At 71.6% G+C, this 15,963-nt stretch carries 17 protein-coding genes and 1 pseudogene; 14 read left to right on the top strand and 4 right to left on the bottom strand.

The genetic code is table 11. From position 1 onward, the window contains the following. Position 1 precedes the first annotated feature (1 nt). Positions 2-292, bottom strand: a complete 291-nt coding sequence (locus ACF07N_RS11270) for a PLD nuclease N-terminal domain-containing protein (protein WP_383336147.1) — start codon at positions 290-292, stop codon at positions 2-4. Between the two features lie 67 nt (positions 293-359). Between ACF07N_RS11270 and ACF07N_RS11265 the strand changes: the two genes are divergently transcribed. The 3 genes from ACF07N_RS11265 to ACF07N_RS11255 all read left to right on the top strand — a co-directional run bounded on the left by ACF07N_RS11265 (position 360) and on the right by ACF07N_RS11255 (position 2,974). After that, a complete protein-coding gene (locus ACF07N_RS11265) occupies positions 360-1,811 on the top strand; it encodes a menaquinone biosynthesis decarboxylase (RefSeq protein WP_392110902.1) in 1,452 nt (483 codons plus the stop codon). Continuing rightward, positions 1,808-2,710 carry a menaquinone biosynthesis prenyltransferase MqnP gene (gene mqnP, locus ACF07N_RS11260; protein WP_392110899.1) on the top strand — a complete coding sequence of 301 codons (903 nt, stop codon included), beginning with the start codon at positions 1,808-1,810 and terminating at the stop codon, positions 2,708-2,710. The genes ACF07N_RS11265 and mqnP overlap by 4 nt, the downstream gene beginning before the upstream one ends. Positions 2,711-2,824: 114 nt before the next feature. Beyond that, positions 2,825-2,974, top strand: coding sequence for a hypothetical protein (locus ACF07N_RS11255; protein ID WP_392110896.1), 150 nt, complete (start codon positions 2,825-2,827; stop codon positions 2,972-2,974). Here the strand turns inward: ACF07N_RS11255 and ACF07N_RS11250 are convergent. After that, positions 2,971-3,584: pseudogene (locus ACF07N_RS11250) on the bottom strand (rhomboid family intramembrane serine protease). The gene ACF07N_RS11255 and the pseudogene ACF07N_RS11250 overlap by 4 nt on opposite strands. Before the next feature lie 91 nt (positions 3,585-3,675). Here ACF07N_RS11250 and ACF07N_RS11245 point away from each other — a divergent pair. The 9 genes from ACF07N_RS11245 to ACF07N_RS11205 all read left to right on the top strand — a co-directional run bounded on the left by ACF07N_RS11245 (position 3,676) and on the right by ACF07N_RS11205 (position 10,115). After that, on the top strand, positions 3,676-4,362 hold the full coding sequence (locus tag ACF07N_RS11245; protein WP_383336152.1) for a UbiX family flavin prenyltransferase: 687 nt from the start codon (positions 3,676-3,678) through the stop codon (positions 4,360-4,362). A gap of 59 nt (positions 4,363-4,421) precedes the next feature. Continuing rightward, positions 4,422-4,877, top strand: coding sequence for an Lrp/AsnC family transcriptional regulator (locus ACF07N_RS11240; protein WP_094056892.1), 456 nt, complete (start codon positions 4,422-4,424; stop codon positions 4,875-4,877). A gap of 38 nt (positions 4,878-4,915) precedes the next feature. Beyond that, complete coding sequence (gene mqnE / locus ACF07N_RS11235; protein ID WP_383336153.1) at positions 4,916-6,079, top strand: aminofutalosine synthase MqnE; 1,164 nt, start codon at positions 4,916-4,918, stop codon at positions 6,077-6,079. Between the two features lie 69 nt (positions 6,080-6,148). Next, positions 6,149-6,799 (top strand): UdgX family uracil-DNA binding protein, encoded by a 651-nt coding sequence (locus ACF07N_RS11230; protein ID WP_392110892.1) that lies wholly within the window; start codon positions 6,149-6,151, stop codon positions 6,797-6,799. Between the two features lie 16 nt (positions 6,800-6,815). Then, entirely contained in the window at positions 6,816-7,340 is a 525-nt protein-coding gene (locus ACF07N_RS11225) for a GNAT family N-acetyltransferase (RefSeq protein WP_392110889.1), read from the top strand. Positions 7,341-7,431: 91 nt separating this feature from the next. Next, positions 7,432-7,731, top strand: a complete 300-nt coding sequence (locus ACF07N_RS11220) for a DUF4229 domain-containing protein (protein WP_365088672.1) — start codon at positions 7,432-7,434, stop codon at positions 7,729-7,731. A 141-nt stretch (positions 7,732-7,872) separates the two neighbouring features. Then, complete coding sequence (locus tag ACF07N_RS11215) at positions 7,873-7,974, top strand: putative leader peptide (RefSeq protein ID WP_311241034.1); 102 nt, start codon at positions 7,873-7,875, stop codon at positions 7,972-7,974. 72 nt (positions 7,975-8,046) lie between these two features. Continuing rightward, complete coding sequence (locus ACF07N_RS11210; protein WP_383336739.1) at positions 8,047-9,357, top strand: dicarboxylate/amino acid:cation symporter; 1,311 nt, start codon at positions 8,047-8,049, stop codon at positions 9,355-9,357. 92 nt (positions 9,358-9,449) lie between these two features. Beyond that, on the top strand, positions 9,450-10,115 hold the full coding sequence (locus ACF07N_RS11205) for a TetR/AcrR family transcriptional regulator (RefSeq protein ID WP_392110884.1): 666 nt from the start codon (positions 9,450-9,452) through the stop codon (positions 10,113-10,115). Between the two features lie 19 nt (positions 10,116-10,134). On the opposite strand, the gene ACF07N_RS11200 is transcribed toward ACF07N_RS11205, so the two are convergent. Both ACF07N_RS11200 and ACF07N_RS11195 read right to left on the bottom strand, forming a co-directional pair. Further along, positions 10,135-10,983, bottom strand: coding sequence for a MaoC family dehydratase (locus ACF07N_RS11200; protein ID WP_392110881.1), 849 nt, complete (start codon positions 10,981-10,983; stop codon positions 10,135-10,137). Continuing rightward, entirely contained in the window at positions 10,983-12,290 is a 1,308-nt protein-coding gene (locus ACF07N_RS11195) for a 3-oxoacyl-ACP reductase (protein WP_392110878.1), read from the bottom strand. The genes ACF07N_RS11200 and ACF07N_RS11195 overlap by 1 nt, the downstream gene beginning before the upstream one ends. Positions 12,291-12,394: 104 nt before the next feature. On the opposite strand from ACF07N_RS11195, the gene ACF07N_RS11190 reads away from it, so the two are divergent. Next, positions 12,395-13,684, top strand: a complete 1,290-nt coding sequence (locus tag ACF07N_RS11190; protein ID WP_392110875.1) for an acetyl-CoA C-acetyltransferase — start codon at positions 12,395-12,397, stop codon at positions 13,682-13,684. A 272-nt stretch (positions 13,685-13,956) separates the two neighbouring features. Then, the gene (locus ACF07N_RS11185) at positions 13,957-15,876 is read left to right on the top strand and encodes an AMP-dependent synthetase/ligase (RefSeq protein ID WP_392110872.1); all 1,920 of its coding nucleotides are present in this window, start codon (positions 13,957-13,959) and stop codon (positions 15,874-15,876) included. Positions 15,877-15,963 lie beyond the last annotated feature (87 nt).

The raw sequence follows: 15,963 nt of genomic DNA, 5'->3' as shown, positions 1-15,963 counted from the left end.
GCTACGGCTCGTCCCGCTTGGGGTCCTCGTCCCGCTTCTCCTCGTCGAGGGACTTGAGGAAGTCGGGATTGTCGTCCGGCGCCACCCACTGCCGTGGACGGCTCGCCGCCGGCGTCCGCTTCTTGCCGGCGATCAGCCAGGAGATCGACCCGACGAGCGGGAACAGCAGCACGAGGATCGCCCACAGCGGCTTGGGCATGTGACGGATGTCGTCGTCCTTCGTGCTGATGCAGTCGATGAACGCGTACACGCTCAGCGCCAGCGGCACGAGGAACATCAGTACCCGGAGCATGCGCGGCCTCTCAGCAAAGCGGTGGGTGGTTCCAGGCCAGCGTAGCCGCTCGGGGATACTGGACCCCATGGCTTACGACGATCTTCGCTCCCTGCTCAGGGCGCTGGAGCGCGAGGGCGACCTCAAGCGCATCAAGGCCGAGGTGGACCCGTACCTGGAGGTCGGGGAGATCGTCGACCGGGTGCAGAAGTCCGGCGGCCCGGCGCTGCTCTTCGAGAACGTGCGCGGCTCGCGCATGCCGCTCGCGATGAACGTGTACGGCACGGACCGGCGGCTGCTGAAGGCCCTGGGCCTGAAGTCGTACGCGGAGATCTCCGAGCGGATCGGCGGGCTGCTGAAGCCCGAGCTGCCGCACGGGTTCGTCGGCGTGCGGGAGGCCTTCGGCAAGCTCGGCGCGATGACGCACGTGCCGCCGAAGAAGGTGAAGGACGGCCCGGTGCAGGAGGTCGTGCTCACCGGGGACGACGTCGACCTCGACCAGCTGCCGGCCCTCTTCACCTGGCCGAAGGACGGCGGCTCGTTCTTCAACCTGGGGCTGACCCACACCAAGGACCCCGAGACGGGTGTCCGCAACCTCGGGCTGTACCGGCTCCAGCGCCACGACAAGCGCACCATCGGCATGCACTGGCAGATCCACAAGGACAGCCGGAACCACTACCAGGTGGCCGCGCGCCGGGGCGAGCGGCTGCCGGTCGCGATCGCCTTCGGCTGCCCGCCCGCCGTGACGTACGCCTCGACCGCGCCGCTGCCCGGGGACATCGACGAGTACCTGTTCGCCGGGTTCCTCGCGGGCAAGCGGATCGAGATGGTCGACTGCAAGACCGTTCCGCTCCAGGTGCCCGCGCAGGCGGAGGTCGTGATCGAGGGCTGGCTGGAGCCGGGCGAGATGCTGCCCGAGGGGCCGTTCGGCGACCACACCGGCTTCTACACGCCGCAGGAGCCGTTCCCGGCGCTGAAGATCGACTGCGTGACGATGCGGAAGCGGCCGCTGCTCCAGTCGATCGTCGTGGGCCGCCCGCCGACGGAGGACGGGCCGCTGGGCCGGGCGACGGAACGCTTCTTCCTGCCGCTGCTGAAGATCATCGTGCCGGACGTCGTGGACTACCACCTGCCGGAGGCGGGCGGCTTCCACAACTGCGCGATCGTCTCGATCGACAAGAAGTACCCGAAGCACGCGCAGAAGGTCATGCACGCCATCTGGGGCGCGCACATGATGTCGCTGACCAAGCTGATCGTGGTCGTCGACTCCGACTGCGACGTGCACGACCTGCACGAGGTGGCCTGGCGGGCGCTGGGCAACACGGACTACGCCCGGGACCTGAGCATCGTCGAAGGGCCCGTCGACCATCTGGACCACGCCTCCTACCAGCAGTTCTGGGGTGGCAAGGCCGGGATCGACGCGACGAAGAAGTGGCCCGAGGAGGGCTACACGCGCGACGGCGGCTGGCCGGACATGGTCGAGTCGGACCCGGAGACGGCGGCGAAGGTGGACCGCCGCTGGAAGGAGTACGGGCTGTGACCTCCGCTTCCGCCGCGATCCCGCAGCCGGGACGCACCAAGGCGTTCCTGCGTCTGGTGATGATCGAGCACTCGGTCTTCGCGCTGCCCTTCGCCTACATCGCCGCGCTCACGGCGATGTACGAGTGGGACAGGAACATCCACTGGGGGCGGCTGCTGCTGGTCACCGTCTGCATGGTGGGCCTGCGCACGTTCGCGATGGCGGTCAACCGGATCATCGACCGGGAGATCGACGCGCGGAACCCGCGCACGGCGCAGCGCGAGCTGGTGACCGGCGCGATGTCGGTGAAGCACGCCTGGACGGGCGCGCTGATCGCCCTCGCGGTGTTCCTGGGCGCGGCGGCCCTGCTGAACCCGCTGTGCCTGGCCCTGGCCCCCATCGCGGTGATCCCGATGGTGGTCTACCCCTACGGCAAGCGGTTCACGAACTTCCCGCAGGCCATCCTCGGCCTGGCCCAGGCGATGGGCCCGATCGGCGGCTGGCTGGCGATCACCGGCTCCTGGTCGTGGGACGCGGTGATACTGGGCCTCGCCGTCGGCGTCTGGATCGGCGGCTTCGACCTGATCTACGCCTGCCAGGACGTGGAGACCGACCGCGAGATCGGCGTGATGTCCGTCCCGGCGCGCTTCGGGATCCCGGCGGCGATCTGGGGCGCGCGGGTCTGCCACACCGTGACGACGGCCCTGTTCGTCTGGTACGCCCTCGCGACGGGCGCGGGCGCCTTCTTCTGGCTGGGCCTGCTGATCGTCGCCGCCGCGTTCCTCTACGAGCACTCCATCGTCCGCCCCCACGACCTCTCCCGCGTGAACAGGGCGTTCTTCAGCGTCAACGGCTTCATCGGCATCGCCCTGTTCGTGTGCGCGCTGCTGGATCTGCTCGTGCGGGGTCTGACCGTGTGATTACGGTGCGGCCTACCATCGGGTGCAGGATCCCAAGGAGGCCGCCATGACCGTCTCGGACATCGACCGCCTGCACTCGCAGCTCAGCAAGCTGGAGGACTCCAAGGGCACCTCGTGACCATGTGGAACCCCGGCCCCGACGGCTACCGCGGGCGTGACACCCTTCCGTACGGTCACGAACTCACCCTCGACTCCCCGCTCGGCAAGCTGATCATCCCCACCACCCACCTGCCGGTCGACCGCAAGGCGCGCGACCGCGACTAAGGGCGGTCCTCCCTGGTGAGGGCTCGGTTCGCGGGGCGGCGGCGCAGCGCGAACGCCGCCCCCACCCCCGCCAGCAACCCCAGCAGGTGGCCCTGCCAGCTGATGCCCGTCCGGGTGGGGGCCAGGCCCGACAGGATCGAGCCGCCCCAGACCGCGGCGACCAAAACGCCCGCGAGGATGCCCCAGGGGCGGCGCTCCACGAAGCCGGTGACCAGGAGGAAGCCGAACAGGCCGAAGACCAGGCCGGACGCGCCCGCCGTGTTCGTGTGCGCCGGGGATGTCAGCCACACGCCCAGGCCGTCCACGAGGACGATCAGCGCGCAGACGAGCAGGAAGCGCCGCAGACCCGACAGGGCCGCCAGGAAGCCGAGGACCAGCAGCGGCGGCGTGTTCGACAGCAGATGCGCGAAGCCGAAGTGGACGAAGGCCGACGGAACGACGTCGGCCAGCTCGGACGCGTCGCGCGGGGTGACGCCGAAGCCGTCCAGCGCGTGACCCGTCGCCGCGTCGACCACTTCCAGCAGCCACAGCAGCGCCACCCAGGCCAGATCAGCTTGCCCGCGGCCGGCGCGCGGTCCCCCGCCGACCAGCCTTGTCGCGGAACCGGCATGGCGACCCCCAGTGCTCGCTCGTCCCCTCCGGGCAACGGCCCGCACCCCTGGGCCGGTTCCCACCCCGCTGCGCCGGATAGGCTCGGAGTCGTGAACCCAGTCAAGCCAGGCGAGACGCCGCGTACGCCTTGGATCGTAGGGGTGTCCGGTGCCTCCGGCACCCCGTATGCCGCGGCCGTGCTGCGGGCCCTGCTCGCCGCCGGCGAGAGCGTCGACCTCGTGGTGTCCCGGGCCTCCCGGCTCACCCTGCTCGACGAGACCGGCATCTCGTTCCGGGACGCCCACTGGCGCGACGACCTGCGCGCATGGCTCGCCCGGGGCGCCGACGGCAAGCCGGACACCTTCTCCGTCGAGCTCGACGCCGTACGGCACTGGAGCGCCGGCGACCTGGCCGCCGGGCCCTCCTCGGGGTCGTACCCCACCAAGGGCATGCTCATCGTGCCCGCCTCGACGGCGAGCGTGGCCGGGGTCGCGCTCGGGCTGTCGAAGGACCTGTTGCAGCGGGCGGCGAGCGTGACCCTCAAGGAGGGCCGCAAGCTGGTCGTGGCCGTACGGGAGACCCCGCTGAACGGCCAGACCCTGCGGCACCTGGTCACCCTCGACGACGCGGGCGCGACGGTCGTGCCCGCCTCACCCGCCTTCTACGCGGGCGCGACGCACATCCAGGACCTGGTGGACTTCGTCGCCGGACGCGTACTCGACGCGGCGGGCGTGCCGCACACGCTCTACCGCCGTTGGCAAGGTGAGCTCGGCGGCGGGGCACACCGCTCCGGCTGAGCGGGCACACCGGAACTCATCGGACCCACAGACAACTTCAGCGGAAGGCTTCGATCGCAATGGACGCGGTGGACAGGCAGCTCATCCAGGCCCTGAGAGAGAACGGCCGGGCCTCCTACGCGGAGCTGGGACGCCTCGTCGGCCTGTCGGGACCCAGCGTCACCGACCGCATCAACCGGCTGGAGGCGGCCGGCGTCATCACCGGCTACCGGGCCACCGTCGACGCGGCCTCGCTCGGCCTCGGCGTCACCGCCCTCATCGGCATCTCGCTCTCCGACGCCACGGACCACGAGGACGTGGCGCAGCGGCTGCGGGACCTCTCGGAGATCGAGGACTGCTGGTTCATCGCGGGTGACGACTCGTACATGCTCAAGGTGCGGGCGGCGGACGTGGACGGCCTGGAGAAGATCATCCGGCGGCTCAGCGGCACCAAGGGCGTCTCCCGGACCCGTACCACCATCGTGCTCTCCACGAAGTGGGAGAACCGGGTCGGGGAACTGCCCGAAGAGGTCTAGTCGTACGGTGGGGGACGTCTCCGTAGAAAGGTGTGGGCATGGATCTCGGGCTCAAGCGCGAGCTGGAGGAGAAGGTCAGGGCCGGTGAGCGCCTGACCCGTGAGGACGGCATCGCGCTGTACGAGTCGGACGACCTGGCCTGGCTCGGCGGCCTCGCGCACGAGGTGCGCACGCGCAAGAACGGCGACGTGGTGCACTTCAACGTCAACCGTCACCTCAACATGACGAACGTGTGCACGGCCTCCTGCGCGTACTGCTCCTTCCAGCGCAAGCCGGGGGAGAAGGACGCGTACACGATGCGCATCGAGGAGGCCGTCAAGCTCGCCAAGGCGATGGAGTCGGAGAACCTCACCGAGCTGCACATCGTCAACGGCCTGCACCCGAACCTGCCGTGGCGGTACTACCCGCGGTCGCTGCGCGAGCTGAAGGCGGCGCTGCCGAACGTGTCGCTGAAGGCCTTCACGGCCACGGAGATCCACCACTTCGAGACGATCTCCGGGATGAGCGCGTCCGAGATCCTGGACGAGCTGATCGACGCGGGTCTGGAGTCGCTGACCGGCGGCGGCGCGGAGATCTTCGACTGGGAGGTCCGGCAGCACATCGTCGACCACCGCACGCACTGGGAGGACTGGTCCCGGATCCACCGGCTGGCGCACGAGAAGGGGCTGAAGACCCCGTGCACCATGCTGTACGGGCACATCGAGGAGCCCCGCCACCGCGTGGACCACGTGCTGCGGCTGCGCGAGCTCCAGGACGAGACCGGCGGCTTCCAGGTCTTCATCCCGCTGCGCTACCAGCACGACTTCGTCGACATGAAGGACGGCAAGGTCCGCAACCGGCTCCAGGCCCGGACGCAGATGGCGACCGGGGCGGAGGCGCTGAAGACCTTCGCGGTGTCGCGGCTGCTGTTCGACAACGTGCCGCACGTGAAGGTCTTCTGGGTGATGCACGGCGTGCAGACGGCTCAGCTGGCGCTGCAGCACGGGGCGGACGACATGGACGGGTCGGTCGTCGAGTACAAGATCACGCACGACGCGGACAACTACGGGACGCCGAACAAGCTGACGCGTGAGGACTTGCTCGACCTCATTCGTGACGCCGGGTTCCGGCCCGTGGAGCGGAATACGCGGTACGAGATCATCCGGGAGTACGAGGGGCCCGACCCTTCGATTCGCGACGCCCCGCAGGCCATGCGGGTGTGAGTGCGGCTTTCCGCGCGTGGGGGTTGCTCGCGCAGTTCCCCGCGCCCCCGAGGTGGGTACCCGGCCGGCATGGTTGCCACCGGGGCGCCGGAAGACGCCTATACCGCTGAGCCCTTCGTTCCCGGCCGGGGCGGGCTTTCCGCCCTGCGCCGGGCCGCCGCCGGCTGCCGTGGCTGCCCGTTGCACCGGGACGCCACCCAGGTCGTCTTCGGTGACGGGGACACGGACGCCCGGGTGATGCTCGTGGGGGAGCAGCCCGGGGACCAGGAGGACCGGCAGGGGAAGCCGTTCGTGGGGCCGGCGGGCAAGCTGCTCGACCGGGCCCTGGCCGAAGCCGGCATCGACCCCGGCGAGGCCTACGTCACCAATGCGGTGAAGCACTTCAAGTTCACACAGGCCGAGCCGCGCAAGCGGCGGATCCACAAGGCGCCGACCCTGCGCGAGACGACCGCCTGCGGGCCCTGGCTCGCCGCGGAGCTGGCCGTCGTGGAGCCGGAGCTGATCGTCGTGCTGGGGGCCACCGCCGGGAAGGCGCTGCTCGGGTCCTCGTTCCGGGTGACGCAGGTGCGCGGGACCGTGCTGGAGGAGGAGATCCACGGGCGGCCGGAGCGGCTCGTGCCCACCGTCCATCCCTCGGCGGTGCTGCGGGCCGACGACCGGGAGGCGGCCTACCAGGGCCTGGTGTCGGATCTGAAGGTGGCGGCGCGAACCCTGTCGTAATAGCTACAATCCCTGCATGCCCCTTACTTTCACGCTGGATCCGGCCGTCACCCCGGAGCTCCGCGACGGCATCCTCGAGCTGTGGACCGACGTCTCCAACGCCGGCGGGGCCGTCGGCTTCGTGCCCCCGGTGACGCGGGAGGACATCCGGCCGCAGCTGGTCGCGCACTTCGCGTCCATGGCCGAGGGGCGGGTCCGGCTGCTCGCCGGGCACGACGAGGACGGGCGGGTCGCCGCGACCGCGTTCCTCACCCTCAACACGCATCACCTGATGAAGCACTGGCTGTGGCTGTACACGGTGATGGTGCACCCGCGGCACCAGGGCAAGGGCCACGGCAGGGACCTGCTCGCCGCCGCCGCCGAGGCCGCCCGCGGGATCGACGGGATCGAGGCGATCCGGCTGACCTGCCGGGGCGGGCTCGGCCTGGAGCGGTTCTACGCCTCGTGCGGCTACAAGGAGGTCGGCCGGATCCCGGGCGCCATCCGGGTCGCGCCGGGGGACGACCGCGACGACGTGATCATGCTCCTCCCGCTGCACTGACCCCCCTGCAAGATCGGCCGTCCGGCGTGCTTCACTGGACGGTGCCCCTTTGGGTGTGTTCCGGCCGTTCGAAACGGAAGAGTGGATTGAGATGCTCCGCTACACGCTGATGCGCCTGGGTGTCTTCGTGGGCTGCCTCGTGGTCGTCTGGGGCGCCGTCTACTCGGGCCTCGCCCCGCGCGGTCTCGGCGACAGCAACGGCCTGTGGGTCGTGCTGCTCGCCCTGCTGATCTCCGCGCCGATCAGCTTCGTCGTGCTGCGCAAGGAGCGCGACCGGGCGTCCATCCAGGTCGCCCAGCGGGTCGACCGGATGAAGGCCAGCCTGGACGCCAACCGCAACCAGGAGGACGTCGCCGACGACACCGCCCGGGCCCAGGGGCAGACCTCGTAAGGTCCCTCCACAGGCGAACAGCGCCCCCTTTCCGCACATGCGCGGACACGGGGCGCTTTGCCTTTGTATGGGTGTGTGTGTCCCGTCACCTGTCAAAGCCAGGCTTTGGGGTCCTCAAAGCTCAGGTGTTAAGGTCTGTGTATGAAGTCAGCAGTCGTGCCTCATTCGCCCCTGAGCGCTCCGCTCGTGGCGCGGCTGCACGTGGATCTCTGTCGGTGCGCGTCCGCTTTCTGTCGTCCCTGACGTAACGCAACCCCCGTCGTCTCCCACGTCAGTTCCCCCGCCGTTACGCGTCCCCCCAACGGAGTCAGTCGCGTGTCCTCACACACCAAGTCCTTCAAGGTGCCCTTCTGGGCCCAGATACTCGCCGGTCTCGTCCTGGGTGTGCTGCTCGGCTGGCTCGCCCGCAGCCAGGACCTCTCCTGGCTGGTCACCACCCTGGAGAAGGTCGGTGACACCTTCATCGGCCTGCTGAAGCTGGCCGTCGCCCCGCTCGTCTTCTTCGCGATCCTGGTGTCGATCACCAACCTGCGGAAGGTCAACAACGCGGCCCGCCTGGCCTCGCGCACCCTCCTCTGGTTCATGATCACCTCGTTGATCGCGGTGAGCATCGGCCTCGTCATCGGCCTGGTGACCAACCCCGGCTCCGGTACCGGCCTCACGCCCAAGGACGGCGCGAAGCCCGAGACCACCGGCTCCTGGATCGACTTCCTCACCGGCATCGTGCCCACGGACGTCATCACGCCGTTCACCGAGCTGAACGTCCTGCAGATCGTCTTCATGGCCGCCGTCGCCGGTATCGCCGCCCTGAAGCTCGGCGAGAAGGCCCAGCCGATCCTCACCCTGAGCGAGTCCGTCCTCAGCCTGCTGCAGAAGGCCCTGTGGTGGGTCATCCGGCTCGCCCCGCTCGGCACCATCGGCCTGATCGGCTACGCCATCGCCACCTACGGCTGGGACCTGATCGGCAAGTACGCGACCTTCACCGCCGACATCTACGTCGGCTGCCTCATCGTGATGTTCGGCGTCTACCCGACGCTCCTCGCGGTCGTCGCCAAGGTCAACCCGGTCCAGTTCTTCAAGGGCGCCTGGCCCGCGATCCAGCTGGCCTTCGTCTCCCGCTCGTCCGTGGGCACCATGCCGCTGACGCAGAAGGTCACCGAGCGGCTCGGCGTGCCGAAGGAGTACGCCTCCTTCGCGGTGCCGTTCGGCGCCACGACCAAGATGGACGGCTGCGCCGCGATCTACCCGGCCATCGCCGCGATCTTCGTCGCCCAGATCTTCGACATCCAGCTGGGCGTCGGCGACTACCTGCTGATCGCGTTCGTCTCGGTGGTCGGCTCCGCCGCCACGGCCGGTCTGACCGGCGCCACGGTCATGCTGACCCTGACCCTGTCCACCCTCGGCCTGCCGATGGAGGGCGTGGGCCTGCTCCTCGCGATCGACCCGATCCTGGACATGATCCGCACCGCGACCAACGTCGCCGGGCAGGCGCTGATCCCCGTCCTGGTCTCGGCCCGCGAGAACCTGCTCGACCGTGACGCCTACGCCACGGCCCACGGATCCGCCCTCGCGGTGGAGGACGAGCCGCGCGACGCGCAGCCCGAGCGGGTGCCCGCCGCGGCCTGACCCGCCGGACGCACTGACGTGACGGGCCCCCGGCCGCCCCTCCTCCGGTTCTTCCGGCGGAGGGGCGGCCGGGGGCCCGTACGCTAAGCGGTATGGGTGCCGTGAAGACGAAGCGGATGCCGCGTGCGGTCCGTGAACAGCAGATGCTGGACGCCGCCGTGCGCATCTTCGGCCAACGCGGCTACATGGCCGCCTCGATGGACGAGATCGCCGAACTGGCGGGCGTGTCCAAGCCGTTGGTCTACCTGTACCTGAACTCCAAGGAAGACCTCTTCACCGCCTGCATCCGCCGGGAGGCCAAGGCCCTCGTCGAGGCGGTGCGCGCCGGTGTCCGGCGGGATCTGCCCGCCGACCGGCAACTCTGGGAGGGCCTCGGCGCGTTCTTCGCGCACACCGCCCAGAACCCCGACGCCTGGTCGATCCTGCACCTCCAGGCCCGTACGCACGGCGAGCCCTTCGCCGCCGAAATCGCCGCGATGCGCGAGGAGATCGTCGCGTTCGTGACGCAGCTCATCCTGGCCGGCGCCCGCGAGGCGCACCGCGACCCCGACCTGCCCGAGCGCGAGGTCGCCGGGCTCGCCGAGGCCCTGGTCGGCGCCGCCGAGTCCCTCGCGGCCTGGGCCAACGCCGGCGACGGCGTCACGGCCCGGCAGGCCGCCGCGACCCTGATGAACTTCGCCTGGGCCGGTCTCGGCGACCTCATGGAGGGCCGGCCCTGGTCGCCTCCGGAGGACGGGGCGGACACCGCCACCGGGTAGGCGGGCGGCGGGTCCTTCCTCAGCCGGGCAGGACCTCCCCGCTCACGTGCACCCGGTCGTCCCCGCCCCGCAGTTCGAAGCGGGTGTCCTCCGCCGCGTAGGTCACCGTCCCCGGCAGCAGCACCGGTGCCCTGAAGTCCGCACGGACGTGGCAGGAGTCCGGCGTGCCGTGGGCGGCGAGGCAGCGGGCCGCCGTCCACATGCCGTGCGCGATGGCCCGGGGGAAGCCGAACAGCCGGGCGGTGAGCGGGTGGAGGTGGATCGGGTTGCGGTCCCCGGACGCGGCCCCGTAGCGGCGCCCGACGTCCCCGGCGAGCCGCCACTCGGCGACGGCGGAGAGCGGCCTGTGTGCCTCCTCCGCCGCACGGGTCCCGGCGGGGCGCCCGGTGCCGTGGCGGGCGAGGTACGTGCTGCTCGACTCCCACACCGGGTCACCGCCGGCGCGCACCTCGGTGACGACCGTCGCCTGCGTGCCGCGCCGGTGCGCGGCCAGCCCCGCGACGCGCACGGCCAGTTCGTACGCGCCGGTGGCGGGCATCCGCGCGTGCCGCGTGATCGTGATCGACGTGTGGACGAGTCCCAGCAGCGGCAGCGGGAAGTCCCGCCCGCTCATCAGCCGCATGGCCAGCGGGAAGCCCAGCACGTGCGGATAGGTCACGGGCAGCGCGTCCTCCCCGGTGGGGAAGCCGCACACCCGCTCGTACGCCGCCAGCCGCGCGAGGTCGACGCGCAGGCCGGGCAGCACGAGCCGGGCGCGCGGGAACCCCGCCTCCGGTGAGGGCCGTTTGAAGGGGGACAGCAGGGCACCGCGGGCCAGCAGCGGGGCGAGGGAGGGGGCTTCGGTGAGGACGAGCGCGGTGGCGGTCATCAGGCCCCCAGCAGGCTCTGGCCGCAGACCCGCACGACCTGCCCGTTGACCGCGGCCGAGGCGGGGTGGGCGAGCCAGGCGGTCGTCTCGGCGACGTCGGCCGGGAGGCCGCCCTGTGCGAGGGAGTTCATCCGGCGGCCCGCCTCGCGGATGAACAGCGGGATCGCGGCCGTCATCGTCGTCTCGATGAAACCGGGCGCCACCGCGTTCACCGTCACACCGTGCTCGGCGAGCGCGCGCGGGGCGAGGGAGCGGACGAGACCGACGACGCCCGCCTTGCTCGCCCCGTAGTTCGTCTGGCCCGCGTTCCCGGCGAGACCGGCGATCGAGGCCGTCGCGACGACGGAGCCGCCGCGCCGGAGCGTCCCCGCCTTCAGCAGGGCGTCCGTGGTGCGCAGCACGCTCGCCAGGTTCACCTCCAGCACGGCGGTCCAGCGCTCGGCCGGCATGTTCACCAGGCGCCGGTCACGGGTGATGCCCGCGTTGTGGATCAGCAGGTCCAGGCCGTCCGGGAGGGCCTCGGCGATGCGCGCGCCCGCGTCGGCGGCGGTGATGTCGAGCGGCAGCGCGGTACCGCCGATCCGGTCGGCCACGCGCCGGGCGTCCTGCTCGGCCTGCGGCACGTCGAGGACGACGACCCGGGCCCCGTCCCGCGCGAGCGTCCCGGCCACGGCCTCGCCGATGCCCCGGGCGCCTCCGGTGACCAGGGCGGTGCGGCCGGCCAGCGGACGGTCCCAGTCCAGGCCGGCGGGGGGCGCGTGCACCGGTCCCACCTCGATCACCTGGCCGCTGACGTACGCCGACTTCGGCGACAGCAGGAAACGCAGCGTGGACTCCGCTGCGGCCGCGTCCGTCAGCCGGACCAGGTTCACCGTCCTGCCCCGGCCGATCTCCTTGCCGAGCGAGCGTGTGAAGCCCTCCAGGGCCTGCTGGGCCGCGGCCTGGTGGTGGTCGGCCGGGTCGAGGGGGGCGCCGAGCACGAGCACCCGGCCGCTCGGGGCGATCGACCGCACGACCGGGTGCAGCGCCGCGTGCACCTCGGCCAGGTCCTCGACGTCCCGCACCCCGGTCGCGTCCAGGACGACGGCGGCCGCCCGGTCCTGCCCGGCCGGGCCCAGTCCCGTGCGGGCGAGGACCGGTGCCGGGTCCAGGCCGGACGTCCCGGCCGTCAGCAGGCGCAGGCCGCCGTCCAGGGCGGGGTGCTCGGGGGACCAGCGGGCCAGCGCCGCGGGCTGTGGCAGCCCGAGCCGGCGGGTGAGGAAGCGGCCGGGCGCGGTACCCGTGAGGCGTAGATAGCGGTCGGCCATGCCAACTCCTGGTTCCGGACGAAGCAGTGGTGGGGGCAAACATGCTTACTCTGGAGTAAGGTTACCGGAGGTAAGGCTATGGCACGGACGAGGAGCAGGTCGAGATGAGCCCCCAGCAGCTGTCGCCGTCGGTCCGGCGCGTGGCGATCGTCGGCGGAGCCCGCATCCCCTTCGCCCGCTCCGACGGCCCGTACGCCACCGCCTCCAACCAGCAGATGCTCACCGCCGCCCTGGACGGCCTCGTCCAGCGGTACGGCCTCGACGGGCCCGGCGCGGTCGGCGAGTTCGTCGCCGGCGCGGTCCTCAAGCACAGCCGCGACTTCAACCTGGCCCGCGAGACCGTCCTCGGCTCGAAGCTCCACCCGAGCACCCCCGCCTACGACATCCAGCAGGCCTGCGGCACCGGCCTCCAGGCGGTCGTCGCCGCCGCCAACAAGATCGCCCTCGGCCAGACCGGCTCGGCGATCGCGGGCGGCGCCGACACCGCCAGCGACGCGCCCCTCGGCGTCAACGACTCCCTGCGCCGCGTCCTGCTGGAGGCCCGCCGGGCGAAGACCCTCGGCGGGCGGATGAAGGCCCTGGCGAAGGTCCGCCCGGGTCACCTCGTCCCCGACATCCCGCGCAACGCCGAGCCGCGCACCGGCCTGTCCATGGGCGAGCACGCCGCCGTCACCGCCCGCGCCTGGGGCATCGGCCGCGCGGCGCAGGACGAACTCGCCGCGACCAGCCACCAGCGGCTGGCGGCGGCCTACGAACGCGGCTTCTTCCAGGACCTCGTGGTGCCCTTCCGCGGGCTGGCCCGCGACCAGAACCTGCGCCCCGGCTCGACGGTGGAGAAACTCGCCACGCTCAAGCCGGTGTTCGGCCTCGACCACCCCGAACCGACCATGACCGCGGGGAACTCGACCCCGCTGACCGACGGCGCGGCGACCGTGCTGCTGGCGAGCGAGGACTGGGCCCGCGAGCGCGGCCTGGAGCCGCTGGCCTACCTCACGGCGTACGAGACGGCGGCCGTCGACTTCGTGGGCGGCGACGTGGCGGCCGGCGAGGACGGGCTGCTCATGGCGCCGGCGTACGCGGTCCCGCGCATGCTGGAACGGGCCGGACTCGGCCTGGACGACTTCGACCTCGTCGAGATCCACGAGGCGTTCGCCTCCCAGGTGCTGGCGACGCTCGCGGCCTGGGAGAAGCGCGGCCTCGGCACGGTCGACCGGGCCCGGCTGAACGTCGCGGGCTCCTCCCTCGCCACCGGGCACCCCTTCGCCGCCACCGGGGCCCGGATCGTGGCCACGCTGGCCAAGCTGCTCGCCGAACGCGACGCGCCCGCACGGGGGTTGATCTCCATCTGCGCGGCGGGCGGGCAGGGCGTGACGGCGATCCTGGAGCGGGCCTGACGGCGATCCCGGTACGGGCCGACGGCGATCCCGGTACGGGCCTGACGCGGGGCGTACCGAACCTGAAGGACCCTCACGTAACCTCCGGGATTGCACAGGCCTGGCTCCGGACCATCCCCGAACCCGCACAAGGTCACCACGTGAGCACCGTACGATCCCCTTCCTACCGGCAGTAACCCCTTTCCGGTGGTTCGCCGGTTGAGCGCCTCGGCGTGCGAGGCACGTACGTCATGCAGCAAGCAGTCCTTCGCTGCACGCCCCAGGAGCCGCCCGTGTCCACTGCGTATTCCTCCTCCGCCCACGGCGACGTGTACGGCGGACCGGTCCTGGTCGAGCCCGAGGTCAAGCGGCTCGACGGAGCGGTACGGGAGGCCTCCGTGCCGCCGTTGGCACCGCCGTGGACGCACGGATCGCTCGCCGACCTGCCGTTCGACAACGCCACCGCGGCCCCGCACGCCGTGGCGCTCAGCCGCAAGGACGCCGGCGGGCGCTGGAACGACGTCACCGCCGCGGAGTTCGCCGCTCAGGTCATGGCCGTGGCGAAGGGGATGATCGCCGAAGGGCTGTCCCCGGGCGACCGGGTCGCCGTGATGGCCCGCACGATCTACGAGTGGACCGTCCTGGACTTCGCGGCCTGGGCCGCCGGACTGGTCACCGTGCCCGTCTACCCGACCTCCTCCGTCTTCCAGGCCCGCTGGATCCTCCAGGACTCCGGCGCCGTCGCGCTCGTCACGGAGACGACCGCGCAGGCCGCCGCCCTCGGCCCCGAGCGCGAACGCCTGCCCGACCTGAAGCACGTGTGGGTCGTGGAGAAGGGCCACGTCGACCGGCTCGCGGAGGCCGGGGCGCACCTGGCCGACGCGGAGGTCGAGGTGCGGCGCGGCATGCTCGGCCCCGACACCCTCGCCACCCTCATCTACACCTCGGGCACCACCGGCCGCCCCAAGGGCTGCGCGCTCACCCACGGCAACTTCTTCGCCGAGGTCGACAACGCCATCGAACTGCTCTACCCCGTCTTCAAGGCCAGGACCAGCGAGGAGGCCTCGGTCCTGCTGTTCCTGCCCATGTCCCACGTCTTCGGGCGCATGGTCGCCATCGCCTGCGTCCGGGCCCGCGTCCGGCTCGGGCACGCGCCCAGCATCAAGTCGGAGGACCTGCTTCCCGACCTGGCCGGCTTCCGGCCGACCTGCCTACTGGCCATCCCGTACATGCTGGAGAAGGTCTTCAACGCGGCCCGCGCCAAGGCCGAGGCGGGCGGCCGGGCGGCCTCCTTCGACCGTGCCGTGTCGGTGGCGCAGCGCTACGGCGAGGCGATGGAGGCGCGGCAGACGGGCACCGGCCCCGGCCCCACCCGTGCCCTGAAGACCGCCCGGGCCTTCTACGACCCGCTGGTCTACCGCCGGATCCGCAGCGCCATGGGCGGCCGCGTCCGCTACGCCATCTGCGGCGGATCCCCGCTCGGCCGCCGCCTCGCCGCGTTCTACGCCGGCGCCGGCATCGAGATCTTCGAGGGCTACGGCCTCACCGAGACCACCGGCGCGACGACCGTCACCCCGCCCCTGAAACCCCGTCTCGGCACGGTCGGCTGGCCGCTGCCCGGCACCCGCGTCCGGATCGCCGCCGACGGGGAGATCCTCGTCGCCGGCGACCACGTGCTGCGCGGCTACTGGGACCCGGCAGCCGGCGGTGTCGTCCCCGCCGCGCCCGACGGCTGGCTCGCCACCGGCGACATCGGCGAACTCGACGACGAGGGTTACCTCACCATCACCGGACGCAAGAAGGAACTCCTGATCACGGCGGGCGGCAAGTCCGTGGCCCCCGCACCCCTGGAGAACTGGCTGCGCTCCCACCCCCTGATCTCGCAGTGCATGGTCCTGGGCGACGGCCGCCCCTACATCACCGCGCTGATCACCCTCGACGAGGCCGGCATCACCCACTGGCGCCGCATGAACGGCAAACACCCCGTGCCGGCCGCCCTCCTCGTCGACGACGAGGAACTCCGCGCGGTCCTCCAGCGCGCCGTCGACGAGGCCAACAAGCTCGTCTCCCGCCCCGAGTCCATCCGCCGCTTCGCCGTCCTGCCCCAGGACTTCACGGAGGAGGCGGGCCACCTCACCCCGTCGATGAAGCTCCGCCGCGAGACCGTCCTGCGCGCGTTCGCGGCCGAGGTGGAGGACCTGTACGCGCGGTGAGGCGCCTTTGCGGAGTCTTCACACCTGGTCCTTGACGATTCACGGCGCCGCCCCGTTGGCTTTCTGGCACCTCGTCGGACGCTCCCC

The sequence above is a fragment of the Streptomyces sp. NPDC015242 genome, from assembly GCF_043079125.1.
Taxonomy (GTDB): Bacteria; Actinomycetota; Actinomycetes; order Streptomycetales; family Streptomycetaceae; genus Streptomyces.
Note: the sequence above shows the minus strand (reverse complement) of the source record. Positions and strands in the feature narration are given on the sequence as shown.